General features: G+C 39.8%; 20 protein-coding genes. All 20 read right to left on the minus strand.

Translation table 11 applies throughout. From position 1 onward, the window contains the following. Window positions 1-7: 7 nt before the first annotated feature. The 20 genes from tatC to dpaL all read right to left on the minus strand — a co-directional run bounded on the left by tatC (window position 8) and on the right by dpaL (window position 25,095). Window positions 8-898, minus strand: coding sequence for a twin-arginine translocase subunit TatC (tatC, locus tag O3607_RS03360; RefSeq protein ID WP_371443324.1), 891 nt, complete (start codon window positions 896-898; stop codon window positions 8-10). Window position 899: 1 nt separating this feature from the next. Next, window positions 900-1,871 carry a polyprenyl synthetase family protein gene (locus O3607_RS03365; protein ID WP_371443325.1) on the minus strand — a complete coding sequence of 324 codons (972 nt, stop codon included), beginning with the start codon at window positions 1,869-1,871 and terminating at the stop codon, window positions 900-902. Further along, complete coding sequence (yihA, locus tag O3607_RS03370; protein ID WP_195185920.1) at window positions 1,868-2,566, minus strand: ribosome biogenesis GTP-binding protein YihA/YsxC; 699 nt, start codon at window positions 2,564-2,566, stop codon at window positions 1,868-1,870. Before yihA ends, O3607_RS03365 begins: the two co-directional genes overlap by 4 nt. Next, window positions 2,566-4,875 carry an endopeptidase La gene (gene lon / locus O3607_RS03375; RefSeq protein ID WP_371443327.1) on the minus strand — a complete coding sequence of 770 codons (2,310 nt, stop codon included), beginning with the start codon at window positions 4,873-4,875 and terminating at the stop codon, window positions 2,566-2,568. The genes yihA and lon overlap by 1 nt, the downstream gene beginning before the upstream one ends. A gap of 65 nt (window positions 4,876-4,940) precedes the next feature. Continuing rightward, window positions 4,941-6,194: an ATP-dependent protease ATP-binding subunit ClpX gene (clpX, locus tag O3607_RS03380; RefSeq protein ID WP_129823196.1), complete on the minus strand. Its 1,254-nt coding sequence runs from the start codon at window positions 6,192-6,194 to the stop codon at window positions 4,941-4,943. A gap of 12 nt (window positions 6,195-6,206) precedes the next feature. Continuing rightward, on the minus strand, window positions 6,207-6,800 hold the full coding sequence (gene clpP, locus O3607_RS03385) for an ATP-dependent Clp endopeptidase proteolytic subunit ClpP (RefSeq protein ID WP_005385987.1): 594 nt from the start codon (window positions 6,798-6,800) through the stop codon (window positions 6,207-6,209). Window positions 6,801-6,836: 36 nt separating this feature from the next. Beyond that, entirely contained in the window at window positions 6,837-8,141 is a 1,305-nt protein-coding gene (gene tig, locus O3607_RS03390) for a trigger factor (RefSeq protein WP_105085923.1), read from the minus strand. A gap of 163 nt (window positions 8,142-8,304) precedes the next feature. Then, the gene (locus tag O3607_RS03395; protein ID WP_024065467.1) at window positions 8,305-8,760 is read right to left on the minus strand and encodes a CBS domain-containing protein; all 456 of its coding nucleotides are present in this window, start codon (window positions 8,758-8,760) and stop codon (window positions 8,305-8,307) included. 105 nt (window positions 8,761-8,865) lie between these two features. Then, a complete protein-coding gene (gene rlmH / locus O3607_RS03400; protein ID WP_129823198.1) occupies window positions 8,866-9,345 on the minus strand; it encodes a 23S rRNA (pseudouridine(1915)-N(3))-methyltransferase RlmH in 480 nt (159 codons plus the stop codon). Window positions 9,346-9,348: 3 nt separating this feature from the next. Continuing rightward, window positions 9,349-10,155, minus strand: a complete 807-nt coding sequence (locus O3607_RS03405) for an MBL fold metallo-hydrolase (protein WP_316582656.1) — start codon at window positions 10,153-10,155, stop codon at window positions 9,349-9,351. Between the two features lie 106 nt (window positions 10,156-10,261). Next, window positions 10,262-11,452, minus strand: coding sequence for a RuBisCO large subunit C-terminal-like domain-containing protein (locus O3607_RS03410; RefSeq protein ID WP_060924006.1), 1,191 nt, complete (start codon window positions 11,450-11,452; stop codon window positions 10,262-10,264). 204 nt (window positions 11,453-11,656) lie between these two features. Beyond that, window positions 11,657-13,042, minus strand: a complete 1,386-nt coding sequence (locus O3607_RS03415; protein ID WP_060924007.1) for a nucleobase:cation symporter-2 family protein — start codon at window positions 13,040-13,042, stop codon at window positions 11,657-11,659. Window positions 13,043-13,191: 149 nt separating this feature from the next. Then, window positions 13,192-15,741 carry a selenium-dependent xanthine dehydrogenase gene (xdh, locus tag O3607_RS03420; RefSeq protein ID WP_371443329.1) on the minus strand — a complete coding sequence of 850 codons (2,550 nt, stop codon included), beginning with the start codon at window positions 15,739-15,741 and terminating at the stop codon, window positions 13,192-13,194. A 17-nt stretch (window positions 15,742-15,758) separates the two neighbouring features. Further along, window positions 15,759-17,108, minus strand: coding sequence for a dihydropyrimidinase (gene hydA, locus O3607_RS03425; RefSeq protein ID WP_302857823.1), 1,350 nt, complete (start codon window positions 17,106-17,108; stop codon window positions 15,759-15,761). Then, window positions 17,105-18,796, minus strand: coding sequence for a selenate reductase (locus tag O3607_RS03430; protein WP_302857822.1), 1,692 nt, complete (start codon window positions 18,794-18,796; stop codon window positions 17,105-17,107). The genes hydA and O3607_RS03430 overlap by 4 nt, the downstream gene beginning before the upstream one ends. A 28-nt stretch (window positions 18,797-18,824) precedes the next feature. After that, the gene (gene ssnA / locus O3607_RS03435; RefSeq protein WP_302857821.1) at window positions 18,825-20,153 is read right to left on the minus strand and encodes a putative aminohydrolase SsnA; all 1,329 of its coding nucleotides are present in this window, start codon (window positions 20,151-20,153) and stop codon (window positions 18,825-18,827) included. Between the two features lie 53 nt (window positions 20,154-20,206). After that, window positions 20,207-21,142 carry a carbamate kinase gene (gene arcC / locus O3607_RS03440; protein WP_024065749.1) on the minus strand — a complete coding sequence of 312 codons (936 nt, stop codon included), beginning with the start codon at window positions 21,140-21,142 and terminating at the stop codon, window positions 20,207-20,209. A 69-nt stretch (window positions 21,143-21,211) separates the two neighbouring features. Then, window positions 21,212-22,405 (minus strand): knotted carbamoyltransferase YgeW, encoded by a 1,194-nt coding sequence (gene ygeW / locus O3607_RS03445; RefSeq protein ID WP_024065750.1) that lies wholly within the window; start codon window positions 22,403-22,405, stop codon window positions 21,212-21,214. A gap of 155 nt (window positions 22,406-22,560) precedes the next feature. Continuing rightward, window positions 22,561-23,871: a YgeY family selenium metabolism-linked hydrolase gene (locus O3607_RS03450; protein ID WP_371443330.1), complete on the minus strand. Its 1,311-nt coding sequence runs from the start codon at window positions 23,869-23,871 to the stop codon at window positions 22,561-22,563. 12 nt (window positions 23,872-23,883) lie between these two features. Then, window positions 23,884-25,095 carry a diaminopropionate ammonia-lyase gene (gene dpaL / locus O3607_RS03455; protein WP_024065752.1) on the minus strand — a complete coding sequence of 404 codons (1,212 nt, stop codon included), beginning with the start codon at window positions 25,093-25,095 and terminating at the stop codon, window positions 23,884-23,886. Window positions 25,096-25,098 lie beyond the last annotated feature (3 nt).

Genomic DNA, 25,098 nt, shown 5'->3' on the forward strand with positions numbered 1-25,098 from the left:
AAACTCCTTAGCGCTTCATAATCTTAGCCAATACAAATAGGCTCGTTTCATATAGCAATATCATAGGCAATGCAATCATCGTTTGAGAGAACATATCCGGTGTTGGTGAAATGACAGCACCTATGATAAAGGATATAAGAATAAATATCTTACGTTTCGTTTTTAAAAAACGTGATGTAATTAAGTTGAAATATCCCAAGATGATTAAAATCAACGGCAACTCAAAGATAAATCCAAAGGGTAGAACAAAGGACAATACAAAGTCCATGTACTGACCGATGGAAAATAACGGTTGTAATTCGTCTGTAGCAAAGCCCATAAAAAACTTAACGGCTGCCGGTAGTACAAGGAAATAAGAAAATACAATACCTATGCCAAATAAGCCTATAGCAACTGGTAAAATCCAATTGGATAGTTGCTTTTCTCGCACCGTAAGGGCAGGCTTAACAAATAACCAGATTTGATGCAATATAATAGGTGCCCCTATAATAAGACCACCTACTATAGACACCTTCATATAGGTAAAGAAGGCCTCAGTCGGTTTCATATAATAGAGCTTACCAGCTGGCTTTAGGAGTATTTCCAATAATAAGTCTACATAATAATAAGAAATACATGTTCCTATGACTACTGCAACAGCCATTATAATAAGGCGCTTTCGCAATTCAGATAGATGGCCTACAAGGGATATTTCCCTCGCCTCGTCCATCATTTTCTGTTCCATCTCAGTATAAATTGCCTCGTTCTCCGGTTCCTCAGGAACCTGTTGTCTTACCACCTTATACTGTTCTTGTTCAGCCTTTAATTTGGCTTCGCGACGCTTTTGACGAACTACACTATCAAAAGAAGGTTTTTGTATGGGATATTCGAAGTCCGCTTTTGGTTCGAATGGTTCCATATTATACCTTTCTATCAGCTAAATTCTCTACCGCCATCACAAGGAATTCCTTGCCTGGGAAATCACGGACAGCATCGAGTGCTGCCAAAGCATCTTTGCAATATTGATCAGCTACAGCTAATGTATTATCAATGCCGCCTTGACCGATAACATAGTCGATAATAGCCTGCTCATCGCCGCCATTATTCAAGGCTTTAATATCCTCAAGCAATTTATCTTTATTGTTATCATTAACGATACTTAACAATGGATATGTCAATAAACCTTCGCGAAGATCATTTCCCACGGGTTTACCAGTAGTCTCTGTTGTTTCACGATAATCCATAATATCATCAGTAATTTGGAATGCCATGCCCAGAGCATGACCATATTTTTTCAACTCAACGATTTCAGATTCGCTCCAGCCCCCTAATAGGCCACCCAATTCCATACAGCCTTCCATAAAGTCAGCTGTTTTCTTTTGGGTCTTAGTCATATACCGTTCAATACCTTGATTGATACGATACACATCTTCCATCTGCATAAACTCGCCTTCCACAAGACAAGTAATGATATGAGAAAAAATCTGCAAATATTTCATATTAGGCATTTCAGATACAATTTGGAATGCTTTAGCAAACAAGTAATCACCACTAAGAATAGCTACCTTATTTCCTTTGTGCATATGTATCGTTTCTTCGCCTCGACGAATCTCTGCTTGATCTAACACATCATCGTGAATCAAAGTCGCTAAATGAAGCATCTCTACGGCTTCAGCAATTCTAATACGCTGACGTTCTACAGATGTACCTGCATTAGCAATCAATAAACATAATTGCGCGCGCAAGCGCTTCCCACCTGCAGCAGATAATGGTCGAATCAGTGCATTAAAGTCTTCTGCACCTGTATTAAAAGATGATGCAAGAGACTCTTCCACACCCTCTAAATCTAGAGCAATGCGTTCCATAATCTCTAATTCATTGGTTTGACTCATGCTTCATCTCCTACTAGAACTTTATTGATGCGTTGTTGTAAAAGTTCACGTCCTGTGTGTTTTAAGGAGCTATATAAAATAGGCGGTGTATTCGTTGGATACATTTCCTTAATTTTAGCCAAGTTCGCAGACTTCTCTTTAGCCGTTAGTTTGTCAGCTTTAGTAACTACAATTTGTAATGGTACACCAGCTTCAACGAGCCAATCATAGGCCACCTTATCGATAGGCATCTCTGGATGACGGCCATCGATAAGTAAGCACAACAACATCAATCGTTCAGAATGTAAAATATAATCGGCAATAAAGGAAGACCACAAGTTGCGGTTTCCTTTATTTGTCTTTGCAAATCCATACCCAGGAAGGTCAACGAGGAACCAATGGTAACGGCGTTCCTCTGTTTCAGAAATATCCTCTTTTGATTCAATATCAAAGTAGTTAATTGTTTTAGTCTTACCTGGTTGGCCACTAACGAGGGCTAACCCACGATAATTACACAACGAGTTAATCAACGAAGATTTGCCCACATTAGAGCGTCCGATGAAAGCAATCTCTACTGTATCCCCTTCAGGATATTGATCTGCCTTCACGCAGGAAGTATTATATTTTGCTGCTATAATACGAGGCCCCTTCGGTTCTTTTCGTGTATATTGTGGTTTTGGGCCCATTTGTTTAGTGGATTTTTTCTTTTTTTGCATTACACAAGTGCCTTTGCTAATACTTCATCCATTGTCTTAACTGGCGTAATAATGAGACCTTCTTTTACAATGTCAGGCAATTCTGCAATATCCTTTTCATTGCCTTTCGGAATCAATACTTCTTTAATGCCATTAGACAAGGCTGCTAATAACTTTTCTTTTAAACCGCCGATTGGTAATACACGGCCACGCAATGTAATTTCACCAGTCATGGCAATATCAGAACGAACCTTGCGGTTTGTTAAAATAGATACCATCGCCAATGTCATTGTAATACCTGCAGAAGGGCCATCCTTAGGTGTTGCACCTTCTGGCAAGTGAACGTGTATATCGAGTTTCTTATAGAAATCATCTTCGATTTTTAAGGCTTTTGCATTGTGGCGAATATAGCTCATTGCAGCTTGACCAGACTCTTGCATAACCTTACCTAAGCTACCCGTTAATGCAAGTTTACCTGTACCGTTCATAGTTGTTGCTTCGCATGGCAATACAACGCCACCTACAGAAGTCCAAGCTAGACCATTTACATAGCCAATTTGCGGTTTCTTTTCGCGCTCTTGGTCAACAAAAATTGGTGCACCCAAGAATTCGTGAAGATTTTTTGTCGTTACTTTCGGTGCATCCCCACCTTCTTCAACGACTTTATAAGCAATCTTACGACAAATCTTAGCAATCGTTTTTTCTAAGGTACGAACACCCGCTTCACGAGTATATTCGGAAACTACCTTTTTCAACACTGCATCAGATAATTTAACCTTGTAATCTTCAAGGCCATTTTTCTTGATTTGTTTAGGTACTAAATAGCGCTTAGCAATTTCTAATTTTTCTTGTTCCATATAGCTAGATAGTTCGATAATTTCCATACGATCTAACAATGGCCCAGGAATATTGGATGCAACATTAGCCGTTGTAATCCAGAATACTTCGGAGAAATCAAATGGCACTTCAATGAAGTGATCACTAAATGTGCTATTCTGTTCAGGGTCCAATACCTCTAACAATGCAGAGGATGGATCGCCTTTATAATCAGATGCAAGTTTATCAATTTCATCCAATAAGAACACAGGGTTCTTAGTGCCTACATTCTTGAGGCCTTGAATCATACGACCAGGCAATGCACCAATATACGTACGGCGATGGCCACGAATTTCAGCTTCATCACGTACACCACCTAAAGATGCGCGGATGAACTTACGGTTCATTGCTTTAGCTATAGACGTAGCCAAGGATGTTTTACCAACACCTGGTGGTCCAACTAAACAAAGAATGGAGCCACTATTCTTACCAGTTAGCTTACGAACTGCTAAGAATTCAAGGATGCGTTTCTTAACCTTCTCAAGACCATAATGATCAGCCTCAAGCATATTATGAGCTTCTTTGATATCTAAGCGATCCTCAGTCAATTCGTTCCAAGGTAACGCCAATACCCAATCTAGGTAATTGCGCAAAATAGTTGCTTCTGGCATCAATTGAGGCATGCGACTATAACGAGAGATTTCTTTATCGATACGTTCATGTACATCTTCGCTAAGGTTGAGTGCTTTCAATTTAACACGTAACTCTTCTGCTTCTTCCTCTGGATCTCCTTTGTCACCCAACTCATCGTGGATAACTCGGATTTTTTCACGCAAGAAATATTCTTTTTGCGCTTTTTCCATAGATTGACGAACTTGATTATTAATGGAATTTTCTAAATCAGAAATTTGTAATTCCATATTCAAGATGCCTACAATCATATTTAAACGACGAGCTACGGATAACTCTTCAAGTAACTCTTGGCGTTTAGTGTTATTAATAGGCAACAAGAATGCAACTTGGTCAGCTAATTCACATGGGTCACGTAATTCCATAACCCGTGTTACGCCTTCATCGGTAACAGATTTAGCCTCTTCAGCCCATTCGCCAAACTTAGATTGCACTAAACGACGATAGGCTTCTAACTCAACATCGTCTTCAAATTCGGAGGCTACACGTTCGTAGTCCCCTACATAGTACGGATCCATACTTGTTATATTCATTACGCGAATACGTGTAATGCCCTCTACAAGAACACGTACAATACCACCTGGTAAGCGTAACATTTGCTTAATTTTTACTAATGTACCCATTTGGGCTAAGTCATGAACAGTTGGCGAATCAACAGCATCATCCTTTTGGCTGACAACTGCTAAGATGCGATCCTCGTTCATTGCGGCTTCTACCGCTTTAATGGATTTGTCTCGACCGATATCGAGGTGAATCACGATATTCGGGTATACAACCATGCCTCTAAGGGGTACAGTTGGAATCCCAATTTCGAGTAAATTCATACTTCCTCCAGGTATTTATATTATGAAAAGAAACTCATTCCTACACAGAAATGAGTTTCTTCGAATTACGATTTCAACTGGATGTCTTGGTCTGCCTCATTTTTGAGTATAGGTTCACCTGTGCTCAACACGGATTCACGATTAACTATGCACTTAGTTACTTCCGGCATGGAAGGAACTTCAAACATAACGTGTTTCATCACCTTTTCAATGATAGCACGCAAACCACGAGCACCTGTTTTTCGCTGTAATGCTTCATCAGCGATTTCTTCTAATGCATCTTCAGTGAAAGTTAATTCTACACCATCAAGGGATAGAATTTTTTCATATTGTTTTGTTAATGCATTTTTAGGCTTTGTCAAAATTTGGATTAATGCATCTCTATCCAATTGATCTAATGTTACCATTACTGGCAAACGACCAATGAACTCAGGGATTAAGCCAAACTTCAATAAATCTTCAGGTACAACATCCTTCAAGATAGCCGATACATTACGTTCTTCTTTACGTTGAACATCTGCACCAAAACCAAGGGTTTTCTTAGCAGTACGCTTAGTAATAACCTTGTCCATACCATCAAATGCACCACCACAAATAAAGAGAATATTTGTAGTATCAATTTGAAGCATTTCTTGATTTGGATGCTTTCTACCACCTTGAGGCGGAACAGAAGCTACGGTACCTTCTAAGATTTTAAGCAATGCTTGTTGTACGCCTTCACCAGACACATCACGTGTAATGGAAGGGTTCTCAGACTTACGAGCAATCTTATCAATTTCATCGATATAAATAATGCCACGTTCAGCCCGAGCTATATCATAATCTGCAGCTTGGATAATTTTGAGCAAGATATTTTCCACATCTTCCCCTACATAACCAGCTTCAGTTAAGCTTGTAGCATCTGCAATAGCAAATGGTACTTCTAGCATTTTCGCTAAGGTTTGAGCCAATAGTGTTTTACCACTACCAGTAGGACCAATGAATAAAACATTAGCCTTTTGTAATTCTACATCATCAACTACATTATCTGTTTGTAAACGTTTGTAGTGATTATATACAGCCACAGCTAAAGAGATTTTAGCATCATCTTGACCAATAACATATTCGTCAAGATGAGCTTTAATTTCTCTCGGCGTTGGCAATTCTTTTAAGTTGAAGTCGTCCGTCTCTACGTCACCTAACTCATCAGCAATAATACGTTCACATACTTCAACGCATTCATCACAAATATATACGTTAGGACCCGCTACTAATTTGCGGACTTCTTCGCTTGTGCGTCCACAAAAACTGCAGCGCATAGTGTCTTTATCTTTTGCCAATGGGCGCCTCCATTACTTGCTTTCTACAGGTTCTCTTGTGAGCACCTCATCAATTAAGCCGTATTCAACGGCATCCTGAGCACTCATGAAGTTATCGCGATCTGTATCACGCGCTACAACCTCAATATCTTGTCCACTGCGAGAAGCTAAGATACCATTTAATTCTTCACGCATACGAAGAATCTCACGGGCATGGATTTCAATTTCAGATGCTTGCCCTTGAACACCACCTAATGGTTGGTGAATCATAACGCGTGCATGAGGCAACGCATAACGTTTGCCCTTGGCACCTGCTGTTAAAAGCACTGCCCCCATGCTCGCTGCAGAGCCTACACAAATGGTAGACACATCTGGTTTAATATATTGCATCGTATCATAAATAGCCATGCCGGCAGTTACAACACCACCGGGGCTATTAATATACAAATGGATATCCTTATCAGGATCCTCTGCTTCTAGGAATAACATTTGCGCAATAACCGCATTTGCTACATTATCATCAATAGGTCCACCTAGGAAGATAATGCGGTCCTTTAACAAGCGAGAGTAAATATCATAGGAACGCTCGCCGCGTTCACTTTGTTCAACTACGATTGGTACATACATATATTCACCTTTTCATGTACCTAGTTGAGCAAACTATTATTTAGCCGCTTCAGCGCCTTTTGCATTATCAATAATGAATCGAGCTGCTTTTTTGCGAGCTACAGAGCCTGCCAACATAGCTACACGACCTTCTTTTGCAATAATATCCCAAACTTCTTTAGGATCTGCCCCAAAGTTTTGAGCCATAATGAAGATTTCACGGTTCATATCATCTGGAGTTACTTCGATACCTTCAGCAGTTGCGATAGCGTCTAATACTAAATCAGCGCGTACGTTTTCAGCTGCAGAATCTTTGTATTCAGAACGTAAATCTTCGATAGTTTTGTTGGAGAATTTCAAGTAGTCATCAAGTTTCAAGCCACGGCCTTCCATGTTCATAGCCAATTCTTGAATCATTTGTTCTACACGATCTTCGATCATTACTTCTGGGATTTCAACAGTAGCGTTTTTAACAGCTGTTTGAATCAAGTCTGCATTGTAAGTATCGATTGCGCGACGGGAAGCTTCTTCTTCCATTTTAGCGCGAAGATCTTTTTTCAATTCTTCAATAGTTTCGTAAGAGCTTGCTTCTTTTGCGAACTCGTCGTTCAATTCAGGTAACTCTTTACGTTTAATGTCATGGATATGTGTTTTGAATTCTGCTTCTTTACCAGCAAGTTCTGCTACGAAGTAGTCTTCAGGGAATGTTACTTTTACAGTTACATCATCACCAGCTTTAGCACCGATCAATTGATCTTCAAAGCCAGGAATGAAGCTACCAGAACCGATTTGTAATGGGTAAGATTTACCTTCACCACCATCGAATGGTTTGCCATCAACGGAACCAGCGAAGTCGATTACTGCGAAGTCGTCTTTTTGAATTGTAGCGCCTTCTTCAGCAACAACCATTTTTGCTTGTTGTTCACGGATGTTGTTCAATTGTTCTTCGATTTGTTCATCAGTTACTGTAGCATCTTGTTTTTCAGCTTCTAAGCCTTTGTAGTCACCAAGTTTAACTTCAGGGCGTTTAGTTACAGTAGCTTTGAAAATCAAGTCTTTACCTTCTTCGAATTGTTCGCGTTCGATTTCTGGTTCAGATACAGGAACGATATCATTTTCACGAAGTGCGGCACTGTAGTTTTGGCTAGCCAATACTTCGAATGCTTCTTCCATGATAGCGTCTTTGCCGAAGTTCATTTCCAAAATACGGCGAGGCGCATGACCTTTACGGAAGCCAGGAATGTTTACTTGACTTGCAATGCGTTTTACAGCTTGCTTAATGCCTTTATCTACTTCTGCTGCAGGTACTTCAATAGTTAACGTTACTACGTGTTGATCAACAGGATTTACAGTTGCTTTCATTTAAAATATGTCCTCCTCGAAGGGCAATACGCCCAAATTTCTGTAGTATATTATGCACTCCTAATAATAACATAAATGCAAGGTCAATGCAATTCTTCTCAATTTACACTAAAAGACCACCCCGAAATGGGTGGTCTTTCTATGTTCTACATAATTATGCGAATTAGTTATCTTTAGCAATCAATTTGATAATGTCACGACGAGACAAGATGCCAATCAAATGGTAGTCCTTATCTACAACAGGAACATTTTTCAAATGTTGATCAAGCATAACAGATACAATTTCCTCTACATCTTTATCCGGTGTAGTTGTAATGACTTCGTCAGTCATCAACTCATGAACGTGAGATGCTAACAATTTTTTGAATTGCGCATTATATTCGCCAATGCCATTGTAATAAATACTAGCGCCCAACACATTTACATAGTGAGGTACATGAGGGCGAACTTTTTTATAAAGCAAATCACCTTCAGAAATAATACCTAATAATTTATTGTTGTCATCCACTACGGAAACAGCTGTTAAATTATATTTTACCAATAAGTCAGCCACATCAGAAATCGGCGCATCCTTGCCAACAGTAACAGGGTATTTATTCATTACTTCTTGAATTTTCATAGTGAATTCCTCCTTACAAATACATCTTGCTTTATTATACTATTCGACATAGCATAATAAAACTCCTTTTTTATAAGAATATTATATAAATAATTTATAAGTCTATTACCAATGATATGGTTCGTTACGATTAATCTTAGAGGCTCTATAAATTTGTTCTACTAGTAATAAGCGTACCATTTGATGGGTAAAGGTCATTGGGCTAAAGGATAATTTATAATTCACTGACCTACGTAGTTCATCACTTACGCCAAAAGCACCGCCAACGATAAACGCCATATCACTAACGCCATCCACCTCTAATTTTGCTACGGTCTTTGCCAAGTCTTCCGAGGACATCGTTTTACCGTACACATCGAGTAACACTGTATAAGCATTCTTAGGAACATTTTTTAATAATCGTTCCCCCTCTTCTATAACGACTTGTTTACGATCTGCATCACTTGGTTTATCTCCAATTTTACTTTCATTTAGTTCAGTAATGGTAATGCCGCCATATGGTCGCATACGCTTCACGAATTCTGCTACCCCATCACGTAAGTAAGCATCTTTTAGTTTGCCAATACAAATTACATAAAATCTCATACTCTACCTCTTTATTGATTGCATAGACACAATTTCATTAGGCTGACCATGTTGTAATTTCATTTCCGGCCCAATACGTACGCCACCATCTACGAGCATTTTCCCAATTGTTTGAGTAACAAGGACGGCATTATTATTATTTTCAGAGCGATGAGCTAAAATAACTTGCATAAAGTCAGGCCTCTTCATCATAAGCAAGGCTTGAGCTGCCATTTCATTACTTAAATGGCCTTCATCACTGGCCACCCGTTGTTTTAAAAATGGTTGATACGGTCCAAAACGCAACATATGAGGATCGTAATTAGCCTCTAACACTAACAACGTACTATCATCAATTCTATGTAATATATCATCAGAAATGATACCTGTATCGGTCACGACTGTAGCCTTGTCTTTTCCAGAAAATACATTTATTCCGATTGGATCAGCCGCATCATGACTCACTGCAAAAGGTTCTACAATGAGATTCCCCAAGGTCAAACTCCCTTTGGTCAGTTCAATTAATTGATTCTTTGGTACGACAAGCTTGTCTTGTATTTCACGCCACGTCCCCTGTTTCGTGTACACAGGAATATCAAATCGTTTCAACAGTTGTTGCAGTCCTGCAATATGATCACTATGCTCATGACTGATAAATATGCCCTCTACCTGTGCCATATCGATATGCAATTCCTTTAATCCATTTACGATGCGCCGACAGCTAATGCCTACATCGTGCAATATGACGGAGTTCCCTTTTTTTATTACTGTACAATTGCCCTTGCTGCCACTAGCAAGGACATAGACCTCCAACGGTGAGGATTCACTCATCAAAACACTCCATATACTTAATCATAATTCTTTACATATTTTTGTGAAAGTCAGTGACTTAGTTATTCGATATAACTATTGTATTAAGTTATATAACCGTAAACTATCATGACTTGCTTTCAGATAAGTCAGTCAAACGCTCTACAAAGTAAGCCATATTAGACTCGATATCCGGACCTCTACGGAACATATCGCCCCCAACGAGGAACATTGTATCATTACCGTATAACTTAACTAGTTCATTAAGACGAGCATCTGTTACACCACCACCTGGAGCTGGGCAAGCCGCTTTCATCAATGCCATAGGTTGTTTAATATAATTCGAAATTCTCTTACATTGCTCTACTGTGAAAGTAAAACGTCCACCATAGGATACAAAGATTGGCATATCTGCACCAAAGATACGTGGTAACAGTCCCAATTGTAAATAATCGGCAATACCAGATACACCAGGGCTCACAAAGCCACCAGAGTAAGCAGGATGATGAATGATTGGTAAGCCTAACTTTTCATCACTTGCTAATTTATGAAGCCATCCAAAGCCAACAAGACCGGAAGCCACCATAAGGGCCGTTGCGCCAGCTTCCTTAGCAAAATAAGCACGTTCTATTACGTCTGTACCATCGCCAGACACATTAGCTGCATATAAGGTATGTTTGCCGTGTTTATCATTCATTTCACGCACTATAGCAGCACATCGCTTTACCCGATCTTTAAATTGAGAGAACGACTGGTTAGAGATACCATGGTCATCCTTAATAACATCTGCCCCACCACGTGTATAAGCTCCACACATACGAGCTAACTCTTCATTAGGTGTTCCCATAGGTTTTACAACCGCCTGAATCATAGGTCGTGTCGGTGTGTGCACTAAGTCACGAATGCCTTGTAAACCAAACTGAGGCCCTGTAAACACATCATAAAGGGTTGGACATAACTCTACATCAACCACCCAAATATGAGGTTGTAAGGACGAGTTTCCAAAGACAACATTTAAAAATTGTGTCGCTTCTAATGCCGTAGTATCTACAAGATACGAAATACGAGCCACATAGTAACGAGATACATCAATTACAGCATTTGGCATAACGCCAACATTAACATATGCAGAACCTTGTTCCATAGGCTCAAGGCTCTCTAACCGACCAGTGATATTTTCTTTAATATACGAATCAGTAATAAACTCATAAGGGAACTCTATGGTTTGTTCTACTTGAACAGCCCATGCAATGGCTTTTGCTTCTTCATATGAACCTGCTTCTATTCGATACGTAACTATAAATCGCTCGTCTTTCATAATGCTTCTCCTTTGTAATAATATTATTTAATTATATACCAAAGTAGTACACGATTCCACACAAAAAAGGGCTCACTCTAAAACTAGAGTGAGCCCTTTTAAAATCGAAAACATGTATATAGATGTTTTACCTATACAAACAAGGTTTCTATTGTGAAAGACAATACATGTAATCGTATGAGAATAAACTCGTCTAACTATATATTATTGATAGAAATGTTTAGGATAGCCTTTGAATCGTGTGAAGTGACGGTATTTACGTATTGCACGATTAGGTTCGTTAACAGTTTTGTAACCAAAGCCATTGAATACAACGTTTAGAAGAACGGCAATGATACTACCAGCTGTGATACCAGATTTCAAAAGAATTTGAGCCCAATCTGGGAAATGTGCATAGAAGTTAGGCGCAGCTAGAGGAATCATGGATACACCAATACTAATCGCTACTAACATCAAGTTGTAGTTACCATCAAAGCTAACTTTACCAAGGGAACGGATACCGCTGGCAATGATCATACCAAACATTGCGATACCTGCACCGCCTAAAACGGCATTTGGAATACAAGCTACGATAGCAGCTAATTTAGGGAAAAGACCTAATAAAATAAGAATAACACCAGATGCTGCTACAACGAAGCGGCTCTTAACGCGTGTTACAGCGATAAGACCAACGTTTTGAGCGAACGCTGTGTAAGGGAAGCTGTTAAGCACACCACCGATTAAAGTAGATAAGCCATCAGCACGAAGTACTGCAGCCAACTCTTTTTGACCGATAGGTTTATCAACGATTTCGCCTACTGCGATACTGTCACCAGTTGTTTCAACCATAACTACGAGCATTACAATAATCATAGAAATCATAGAAGCAAAGTCAAAGGTTGGAAGACCAAAATAGAACGGTGTTACAATGGATACCCATTGAGAACGACCTACTTCGGAGAAGTCAGTAACACCACAAAGCATAGCAAGGGCTGTACCAAGGATAAGACCTACTAAGATTGCTAGATTACCAATAAATCCTTTACCAAATCGATAGGTTATAATAACAATAATAAATGTAGCTACACCAAGAGCAATGTTAAGCAGATCCCCAAAGTTTGGACTGCCTGCACCGCCACCCATCCATTTAACTGCTACTGGCATCAAGTTGATACCAATAATAGTAATGATAGTGCCTGTTACTACAGGTGGGAATAGACGAATCAAACGACTAAAGAATGGAGCCACAAGGAATGTAAAGATACCGGCTACGATAATCGCACCGTAGATAGTTGTAATATCATGCTGCTGACCAATCATAATCATTGGACCTACAGAAGCAAATGTTACACCTTGAATAAGAGGAATACGACCACCGATAGGACCAAAGCCTAATGTTTGAATCAATGTAGCAACACCACATGTGAACAAGTCGGCCGTAATCAAACGAATTAAGTCTTCAATAGGTAAGTTCATCGCTTGTGCGATGATGATTGGTACCGCTACTGCACCTGCGTACATAGCTAGTACGTGCTGTAAGCCATAAGCAAATAATTGCGGGATTGGCAGCATACCATCTACATGGTCGACGCCAGATATAGCTTTACTCATAAGAATCACCTCATATCTTACGTTTTAGTTACTAGTAAAATTATATAGTCATACTATCGTACATGATAGAGTTTAGAGAAATCTCATCGACTTCACGTGGGAACCTTGATGGCTAGGGGCCTTAGGCCCCTACCCATTAAGCAAATATTCTATTTTTTATAACCTGTATGTTGAATCGGCAAAGATCTACGTGGTTCTCCGTCAATACGACGATACGCATTTGCAATAGCTGGTGCAATTGGAATACTGGAAATTTCACCAATACCTTTAGCGCCGTATGCATATTGTTCTGGTGTCCCCTTTTCAATCAAACTTACATGAATTGGTGGACATTGTGTCGCTCGAAGAAGACCTAGAGTGCCGTATTTAGCTGTTACATAGCCATCTTTATAAGGGAAGTCTTCTGTTACAGCAAAGCCCATACCCATGATGGCGCCGCCTTCAGCTTGACCAGCACAGGATTGTGGGTTAACTACACGACCTACGTCGTATGCTACATGTAAATCAGCAATTTTATTATCTTCACCAATTGTTGCTACACAAGCACCGTAACCATAGGCAACGTGATTTTTTGGATGTGGTTTATCAGAGTTGAATGGATCTGTTTCACCAAGGAACTCTTCATAAATTTCTACACCATTCAGTTCTTCTAATGACTTAGTTTCTAACATTTCTTTCAAGCGAAGACTTGCTTTGCGAGTTGCTTCACCAGTGAATACTGTTTGACGAGATGCAGTAGTTGTACCAGAGTCTGGTGTACGTACTGTGTCAGGGCGTTCTACAAATACTTTGTCAGCTGTTAAACCAGTTGTTTCACAAAGAACTTGAGTAGCCATAGTAGCCATACCTTGACCGATACAAGCTGCGCCAGTACGGATGCGAACTTTGCCGTCACGTACTTCTAAGATAATGCGGCCAGTATCAGGTAACCCTACACCGATACCACTGTTTTTCAAGCATACAGCAAGACCTGTACGGTCAGATGCGTAGTATGCATCTTTTACTGCTTCCAAACATTCTGCTAATGCAGTTTCTTCGGAGCAAATTTGGCCATTTGGTAAGGAGTCACCAGGGCGAACAACGTTTTTATAACGGAACTCCCAAGGATCCATGCCTACCAATGCTGCTAATTCATCAATATTTTGTTCTTGACCAAAGATAGTTTGTGTTACGCCGAACCCGCGGAATGCACCACCAGGAACAGTATTTGTGTAAACACAAACGCCATCAAAGGCAAAGTTATCAAATTTGTAAGGACCACAAGAGTGTGTACCTGCACGTTGAAGTACAGGACCACCTAAGGATGCATATGCACCACAGTTAGATACGATGTTTACCTTACTTGCCACCAAGTTGCCTTCTGCGTCACAAGCAGTAGTAATATCCATTTCCATCGCATGGCGTTTAGGATGAATATTAAGACTTTCTTGACGAGAGAAGAGAACCTTAGTTGGTTTGCCTGTAAGCCAAGCTACAAGAGATGCATGATGCTGTACGCTCATGTCCTCTTTACCACCAAAGCCGCCACCTACGAGCATGCTATGAACTTGTACAGATTCCTCAGGGATGCCAAGCATACGAGACACTTCATGGCGATCATCGTAAACGTTTTGGCTACCAGAATGCAAATGAATTACATCGCCTTCACGATATGCTACAGCACATTCAGGTTCCATGAATGCATGATCTGTTTGAGGTGTGGAATAGTGATTTGTTACTACAAATGCAGCCTCTGCAATAGCCTTATCTACATCACCACGAGATAATGTTTGACGAGTCAATACATTTCCGCTTGGATGTAATTGAGGTGCATCTGGTTTTAATGCTTCTAATGGGTCTACTACAGGCTCTAACTCTGTATAATCAACTTCAACGAGAGCAAGAACTTCGTCCAAGTATTTTTTCTCTGTAGTTGCTACGAGCGCAATTGCATCACCTACATAACGAGTGATATCGCCCTCTGCAATGAGTACATCCCAGTCTGGCACTAAGTGACCAGTTTTATTAAATGGTACATCTTTAGCGGTCAAAGCTGTTACACAAGCTGGATGTTCAAGCGCCTTAGAAACATCAACGCGATCGACTCTAGCACGAGGGTATTTAGAACGCAATGCTTTAGCATAAATCATGCCATCCATATGGATATCATCAGCGTATTGTCCAGTACCTAGTGCTTTTTCCTCTGCATCAACGCGGTGTAAACGAGCACCTACATTACCATTTGTATCCTTTTCAGGAACTGGTAAGTTCTCACGGAACATTTTTGCGGCTAACATAATGCCTTCTTCAATTTTTACATAGCCTGTACAACGACAAATGTTGCCTAAAATAGCTTTTTTTACATCATCAGGTGTAGGGTCATTATTTTCATCAATTAAAACTTTTGCACTAATAATCATACCTGGGATACAGAAACCACACTGCACCGCTCCGCATTCACCAAAAGCATAGGTGTATACCGCTTTTTCCCGTTCAGATAGTCCCTCAATTGTTACAACTGATTTACCATCTAATTGAGATAATTTAGTTACACAAGCCTTTGCTTTTTTTCCGTCTATAATTACTGTACACGTACCACATGCACCAGCACTACAACCTTCTTTAGTGCCCGTTAGCTTCAAATCAGCTCTCAAGAAATCAATTAAACGTTGATCCTCTTGAACCTCATATTGGGTGCCATTCACTTGAAAGCGGTACATATATAGCCCTCCTCTCATTAAGGAATACATTCACCAAGATATGATTCTGTTAAGGATCCATCTTGTACCACATGGTGACCTCTAAGGATTACATCTCGAACTTTACCTGTTACGGATATGCCCTCATAAGGTATATAGTCAGCCTTTGTATGGGCGGACTCTTTTGAAAGCACATGCTCAATGCGCTTATCAACAATTGTAATATCCCCATCGCTGCCAACGGCTAACGTGCCCTTCTTCGGATACATACCGTAAAGCTTTGCAGGGTTTTCACTAACTAATTTCATAAAATCTACAGCGCTCATATTGCATTGATTTACCAACACATCATAAGCTATGATGCCCCGTTCCTCTGCGCCTGGAATACCTCCAGGAATACGGGTAAAGTCATGTCGACTCTTTAATTTTTGATCATTAAAGGTAAAGCTACAATGATCAGAACCAATTGTTTGGAATAGACCATTTACTAATGCAGCCTTTAATGCCATTTGATCTTGTATCGTTCTCAACGGTGGACTCATCACATATTTAACACCTTCAAAATCAGGCAAATTATATCGTGATTCATCAAGTACCAAATATTGTGGGCAAGTTTCACAAGTCACTTTATGTCCAAGGTCTCGTTCCCGAACAACCGCTTCTAAGCCCTCTTTAGAACTTACATGAACAATATGTACAGGATAGTCTAATGCAGCACCGATTGTACTAAAGCGCTTAATCGCTTCCGATTCAATCATGGCAGGTCTTGTGAGTGGATGATTGCTTACATCTAATTCACCACGTTTACGTTTATTAGCTACGAGCGCATCAATAAGATCACCATTTTCACAGTGTGCTCCAACGAGAGCTCCTGTAGGTTTGATTGCCTCTATAGCATCATAAATTTCTCGATCTGTTAAACGGAAACCATACGCTAAATACACTTTAAAGGATGATACACCAGCCGCTACGACCTGTGGTATCTCACGGGCTACATCTTCATTCATTTCTACAAGTTCCATATGGAATTTGTAGTCACAGGAGCAATGCCCTGCAGCACGCTCCTTGTGAACCTCTAAACCTTTACAAAGGGATCCTTCCTCAGGAGAAGCAAAATTAATGATTGATGTTGTCCCACCAAGAATAGCGGCTTTTGTACCACTATCAAAATCATCCGCAGTAGACGCTAAGGCATTTGTCATCTGAAAGTGTGTATGAGGATCTATAAATCCAGGGAATACATAGCAACCTTTTGCATTAATAACTTCAGCCCCTTCTGGAACAGAAAGGTGTTCATCAATGGCGACAATTTTGTCGCCATCGATAAGTAAATCTCCGGTAAGGATTCGATCAGTTAAGACCAAGTCCCCTTGTTGTATGATAATCATGATACATAGTACACATGCTCTTTACAGAAGGCATGTACGACTCCTTTCAATTCTTCAGGTAATGCATCGATGTCACATACGGCTTCTTCCCCTTTGAAGCGATAACCACAGCTAGTGCCTGTGATGTAGAATCCATCATTTGTACTATCTGCTAAAGCTTCGGCATTGTGGAAGAATGTAATGCGATCCTTGTATGGTTGACAAGGTTCTACGCAATGACATGCACAGTTACCACATTCATTACAGCTTTGATCAATATGGATAATCAATTTAGCATCATTTACAGTAACGACTTCATTACATCTATTAGGACATACGCGAACACAAGAGCCACATGTTACACGGCAGTGATAATCAGAACTACGTGTACCTGGGAAGGATGGCATTGCTTCACGTTTTTTCTTCATTGCATCGCTCTTCTTGAAGATTTTATTTTCACTAATATCTTTAGCAAGTTTAGCGATTAAATCTTTATGTACTTTCAAAGCAGCGTTGTAATCAGTAGATTCTACTTCATCGGCTAAACCTTTAAATGTATTGTAGCCTTCACCTTGAAGAAGAATTGTACATACTGTTACAGGCCAGATACCACAATCAAAGATAGCTTTGATATTTTGTTTTACAGCGCCACCGCTGTAAGACATTGGTAAGCGTTCGCCGAATTGAGCACTTAAGAGCTCAGCTACACCAATTGTTATAGGTAACAAGGATTTACCAGACATGTACATTTGCTCACCTGGCAATTCATTATTGTGAATTTGTACAGGGAATGTATTTGTCAATTTAACGCCAAAGATCTTGTTGTGTTTTTCACCAAGAGCGATAAGACGTTCTAACATTGGAACAGCTTTATCGAATTGAAGATCAACTTCGAATTGATGATCTTCAAAGTCAATATATTCAAAACCAGCATTATCTAACAACTCTCTAATGCGTTTTGGACCTAATAATGTAGGGTTGCATTTCAAGTATAGATGAAGACCTTTTTCACTGATTAGGTAAGAACAAATGGATTCGATTTCTTCAGCCGGGCAACCGTGCATTGTGGACAATGTGATTGCTTGGCAAAGTTCATCGCTAATAGAGTTGATATAATCAGCATCGATATGTTCAAACTCATCTACATGGTCAAGACACCATTGTTTGCATTCATCCCACATAGGAGATTGAGATGCGCTACGCATTGTGTTGATGAATTTATCAACCATTGGACTCTTAATGCCAGCCAAGTTGTAACCAACACTCATGATAAACAAGAAACCATCTGGATCGCCTAAGCCTAATTCTTTAGAGATCAATTTCAATGCAAACCATGCTTTGATGTATTCATCAGCAGCTTCATCACAGCTATATTCAGAAGACCATTCTACGTTGTATGTTTCGTCTACAGAGTAGATACAAGGTCTAGGAATACCTAATTCTTCACCGTACATAATTTGTACAGTTTTCAATTCGATGCAACGAGCACCAGCTACATAAGAAGCCACAATATTTTGTGCCAACTGTGTATTAGGGCCAGCTGCAGGACCTACAGGGTTTTCAATGGATTTACCAAAAATAGATAAGCGTTGATCATGATTCGTACGATGAATTTTATTTACATTGTAAATACGATTGTACATCTTGTACTCAGTCATAATGTGGTTCATCAAATTTCCGAAACTTACCGGATACATAATGTCACTCATAATGTCACACTCCTTTAAAGCGCTTGCGTTATGGGTTTAGTCGTTTCCATAAACCTTTAGATGTTGATAAAACTTCATTCATTACTTCAGCTTTGTCGATGCCTTGTAACTTACGATCGATCATACGTGGTACACCATCGCTAATAGTTGTTACCACATACATACCATTAGCACCGAATAATAAGTGACCATTGATGTTATTTTCATCAAGTGGCGTTGGTGCTGCGTAATCAAGAACGATTACGTCAGCTGCGGCACCTTTTTTAAGGATGCCAACTGTAGTATCGAAGAATTCATTCGCCATTTTACGGTTGTTTTCAAATAGCATATGAGGAACTTCGCCCCAGCCTACATATGGTTTATGTTGCTCATGTTTTACAAGGCAATTTGCTACTTTGTAAGATTCGAGCATGTCATTTGTGTAACCATCTGTACCTAGACCAACTGTGATACCTGCACCTAATAGTTTCAAGATATCTGTTGTGCCTACTGCATTACCCATGTTACTTTCTGGATTATGTACAACCTTGGCTTGAGATTCTTTCAATAATTCTACATCTTGGTCTGTTACGTGTACGCAGTGACCTGCAATACTCTTAGGGCCTAAAATCCCTGCCTCTACAAGTCGTCTTACCGGTGTCATGCCATATTTTTCTTTACTATCTGCCACATCTTCAGGGCCTTCCGCAACATGAACGTGATAACCTAACTTGTCTTCATTTTGTGCTTTTACATAATCTAATGTTTCAGAACTTAACGTGAAGGATGCATGTAAGCCCATCATAGCAGCGAGCCTAGATGGATCTTTTTTCGCTTCTTTACCAAAACGTACATTTTCTGCAACAGCTGCTTTCATTTGATCAACACCGTTACGATCAGATACTTCATAGCATAAGCAAGAGCGAACACCAAACTGTTTAGCCACATCAGCAATTACAGATAAACTATTAGCGGTTTCTCCATAGCTTGCATGATGATCGAAGATAGTAGTGACGCCGTTTTCGATACATCCTAAGTATGTAAGCAATGCACTAGCCTTCACATCTGGAGCTGTTAATTTATTATCTAAATAGAACCATAAGCCTTCTAAAATTTCACCAAAATTAGTTGGTGCTGGTCCTGGCAAGGATAAACCGCGTGCAAGAGCAGAATAAATATGGTGATGTGCATTGATAAAACCTGGCATAATCAAGCCGTTATGAGCGTCAATAAGTTCTGCATTTGCATAAGTTTTACATAACTCATCATATGTACCAATATCAACAATTTGAGTTCCATCAATAGCAACGGCACCATCATAAATGATAGGTCTATCGGTGTCGCGAGTAATTACAGTACCTTTTCCTAATATAATCATATGGGCACCTCCCCAACGAGTCGTTGGATGTATACTTATAAATCTATATATTATTATAATACGATACGCGTGCCTGTTTTTCCTGCTATACCATCCTTAGATTTTTCTAATAATGTAATAATGGAAACACGGCCTTTTTTAGATTCTGCAAAGGCAATAGCTGCTTCTACCTTAGGTTTCATAGAACCTTCTGCAAATTCGCCTGCTGCTGCATATTTTTTCGCATCTGCCACGGTTATTTCATCTAGCCATTTTTCATTTTCTTTACCAAAATTAATAGCTACTTTTTCAACAGCTGTTAAGATAACAAGTACATCTGCATCAATTTCTTGTGCTAACAAGCTACTAGTCCAGTCTTTATCAATAACGGCTGCTGCACCATGAAGTTCATTACCTTCTCTAGTTACAGGGATACCGCCACCGCCACAAGCAACGATTAATTGTTTCCCAACTAAGCCTTTAATCGCTTCGATTTCGATAATTTCTTTAGGAGCTGGAGATGCTACTACACGGCGATAACCGCGGCCAGAATCTTCTTTTACAACGTAATCGTAATTTTTTTCTGCGTATTCAGCTTCTTCTTTAGTCATAAAGTGACCGATTGGTTTTGTTGGATTTTGGAATCCAGGGTCATTTTTGTCAACTAATACTTGCGTAACCATTGTCATAGTTGGTAGATGTTCAATACCACGATTCAACAACTCTTCGTGAAGGGCATTTTGTAAGTCATACCCGATATATGCTTGGCTCATGGCCACACATACGGACAATGGTGTATTAGGTTGTCCTTCTACTTCTCGTGTCAATGCAGCCATCGCATTGTTGATCATACCAATTTGAGGGCCATTGCCATGAGTTACTACCACATCACAATCAGCTTCTACTAAATCAATAATCGTTTTAGCTGTACTTTTTACTGCAATTTTTTGTTCCGGAAGGGAATTACCTAATGCATTCCCACCTAACGCTACTACAACTCTTTTTTTCATGTTATGCCTCATAACAAACTATTAAGAATAAAAAGGGGCCATCAACACGGATGGCCCCTAAAGTTTACTTTACGGTTGAACTCGGTCAGTTCCCTTCCGTTCTAATTCTTTTAAGGTTTCTACAGGATTCTTAAATTTGCTTAAGAAGATCATAGCTGCAATAACATATGGTTTGTAGCTTGCTTCTTTATAAAGAGGTACGCGATAGCGATCGAATACTGTTGCGTCTACTTCGCCTTCTTCACAACTTACACCTGTAATATCTGCTGGTAAGCAATGTAAGTAAAGAGCTTTACCGTCTTTAGTGAGACTCATCATCTCTTCAGTACATGCCCAATCTTTATGTTTACCATTTTCTTCAAGAAGAACTTTTTCTAATGCTTTAATGCCTTCATGGTCGTTTTCGCCATACAATTTCGTACGTTTTTCCATCGCACCAAATGGAGCCCAGCTCTTAGGATATACGATGTCTGCATCTTTGAAAGCATCCTTCATGTCGTTAGTTCTACGGAAGGAACCGCCGCTTTCTTCAGCTTGTTTCTTAGCAATTTCTTCAACTTCTGGCATTACTTCATAGCCTTCAGGATGTGCTAATACAACTTCCATACCTAAACGAGTGAATAAACCAATAGCACCTTGAGGTACGGATAAAGGTTTACCATAAGATGGAGAGTAAGCCCAAGTCATAGCAATTTTTTTGCCTTTAAGATTTTCTACACCACCGAATTCTTTGATGATATGAGCCGCATCAGCCATAATTTGTGTTGGATGGTCGATATCACATTGTAAGTTTACAAGTGTAGGACGTTGTTCTAATACGCCATCTTCATGACCTTCTTTAACTGCATCAGATACTTGATGCATGTAAGCATTACCTTTACCGATGTACATATCATCACGGATACCGATAACGTCAGCCATGAAGGAGATCATATTCGCTGTTTCACGAACTGTTTCACCGTGAGCAATTTGGGATTTACCTTCATCCAAATCTTGAACTTCAAGACCTAACAAGTTACACGCAGAAGCGAAGGAGAAACGAGTTCTTGTAGAATTATCGCGGAATAAAGAAATACCAAGGCCACTGTCGAATACTTTAGTGGAGATATTGCGTTCTCTAAGAGCTCGTAATGCATCTGCTACTGCCCAAACACCTTTTAATTCATCTTCAGATTTTTCCCATGTAAGGAAGAAATCTTCGCCGTACATTTTGCTAACGTCTAAGTCTTTTAAAGTTTCAATACTTTTATTGAAGTCTGTCATATATAAGTCCTCTCTTTCAATTCCCTAAAGGGCTACTTAGGATCTAACTTTATACGATACCTCATCAAATGGTGAGGTACCGTATTAAATTTGTAGTTATGAACTATGTTCTAATGATTTCCGTTTTAAAGAGATCTAATCCAATTTATGTGATATTAGTCTTTACAGTATACGGATGGCAATAATGCATATACAGCCGCACATGTTACAAGGTCTTGTTTCCATGTAATTTCGTTAGGAGCATGTGCTTGTGCTTCTGCGCCAGGACCGAAGCCGATGCAAGGGATACCATTACGGCCCATGATGGATACGCCGTTAGTGGAGAATGTCCATTTATCAGTCAATGGGCGAGCTTTACGCATTTCAACTGTATCTTCAGCGCCGATACGTTCGTTACCATACAAGCTAGTGTATGCTTCTTCCAAAGCTTCTGTTACTTTGTGATCTTTAGGGATTACCCAAGTTGGGAAGTAACATTCGATTGGATATGTTAAACCAGTCCAGGATGGACGAGCATATTCATACATGGATACTTTTGCACCATATTCTTTAACATGTGGTAAAGCTTCGATTTCTGCCAAGCAGGATTGCCATGTTTCGCCAGCTGTCATACGACGGTCCAAGGAAACGGCGCAAGAGTCAGCTACTGCACAACGGCTTGGAGAAGTGTAGAAGATTTGGGAAGTAGTTACAGTACCGCGACCTAAGAAGCGAGCTTCTTCGTAGTGGTCAGGGTTGAATTTAGGGTCAAGCATTTTTACAAGACCTTTAATTTTTGTGCTTTCATCAGCAGAGTTAGCATTCAAGTCACGGATATCTTGAAGAATGTCTGCCATTTTGTAAATTGCGTTGTCACCGCGTTCAGGAGCGGAGCCATGGCAAGATACGCCTTGTACGTCTACGCGGATTTCCATACGGCCACGTTGACCACGGTAGATACCACCATCAGTAGGTTCAGTGGATACTACGAATTCAGGACGAATATTGCGTTCTTTAATCATGTATTCCCAGCAAAGACCATCGCAGTCTTCTTCTTGTACTGTACCTACAACAAGTACGCGATATTTATCACTTAAAAGACCTAAGTCTTTCATGATTTTAGCGCCGTATACAGCGGATACGATACCACCTAATTGGTCGGATACACCACGACCACCGATTTGTGTTTCATCTTCAAAACCTTCATAAGGATCGAAATTCCAGTTATCGCGGTTGCCAATACCTACTGTATCGATATGAGCGTCGAAGGCAATAAGAGTTTTACCAGTACCCATGTAACCAAGAATGTTACCCATTGGGTCTACTTCAACTTCGTCGAAGCCAAGATCTTTCATTTCTTTTTCAATGCGTTGAACGTGTTCTTTTTCTTCTGCACTTTCACCAGGGAATGCTACGATTTCACGTAAGAACTTGGTCATCGCTGGTCCATAAGTTGCTGCTGCTTGTTTAATTGCTTGTAAATCCATAATTAATGCCTCCTAACGATCTTCACCATACCACATAATGTTTTTATATCTTTCAGGGTCTGTATCACCTTCAGTGGAGAAGCAGAGCACCTTTGAAGACGCATCTAATTCTAATTCCTTGCGTAAGTCTTCATATTCTGGCATTGTCATAATTGCCGTTACAAGACCTAGTGGAACCGCACCAGATTCACCAGTCGTAATTGGTGTATCACCTTTAATTGGTGCACCACCAACGCGCATACCAAGTCTTGCTACCCAATCAGGAGCAGATACGAATACATCCGCATGGTTTCTCAAAATATCCCAAGAAACTGTATTTGGTTCGCCACATGCAAGCCCAGCCATAATGGTTTCTAAATCCCCCTCAACGATACGAGGATTACCATCATCAGCTACAGCCCCTTTATATAAGCAAGCTGCTGCTTCAGCTTCTACAACCACTAATTTAGGTTTCTTAGTTGCATTGCTGTATAAATTAGTGAAATAGCCTACTACAGCACCTGCTAGGGAACCTACACCAGCTTGTACAAATACATGAGTTGGTACCTTACAGTTTTCAGATTCTAACTGATTTGCCGTTTCCATAGCCATTGTGCCATAGCCTTGCATGATCCAGTTTGGAATTTCTTCGTAACCTTCCCATGCTGTATCTTGAACTACAACACCATTTGGAACTTCTTTAGATTTTTTAGTTGCTAACCGTACACATTCATCGTAGTTGAATTCTTCGATTGTTACGGTAGCACCTTCATTTTCAATTTGTTTTCTACGATATTCTGTAGAGCCTTTAGGCATGAATACTACTGCTTTTTGACCTAATTTATTAGCAGCCCAGGCTACGCCACGTCCGTGGTTACCATCAGTAGCTGTAAAGAATGTAGCTTGTCCGAATTCTTCTTTTAATTGTGGAGAAGTTAATACATCATATGGTACATCTTCAACATTTTTACCAGTTTGTTGAGCTACATATTTTGCCATTGCATAAGAGCCGCCTAATACCTTAAACGCATTTAAGCCAAAGCGGTAAGATTCATCTTTTACAAAGAGAGAATTAACACCGATATAATCTGCTAATTTTTCTAGCGATACTAGTGGAGTTACACTATACTGTGGAAAACTTTCATGAAACGCTTTAGCTTTCTTAATTTCTCTAACATCCATAACGGACAAAAACTTGTCACTAGATGGTGCCATCGTATTACGTTTCCACTGAATTCGGTCCATATT

It is taken from the genome of Veillonella sp. 20925_1_51, from assembly GCF_041431445.1.
In the GTDB taxonomy this organism is placed as follows: domain Bacteria; phylum Bacillota; class Negativicutes; order Veillonellales; family Veillonellaceae; genus Veillonella; species Veillonella nakazawae.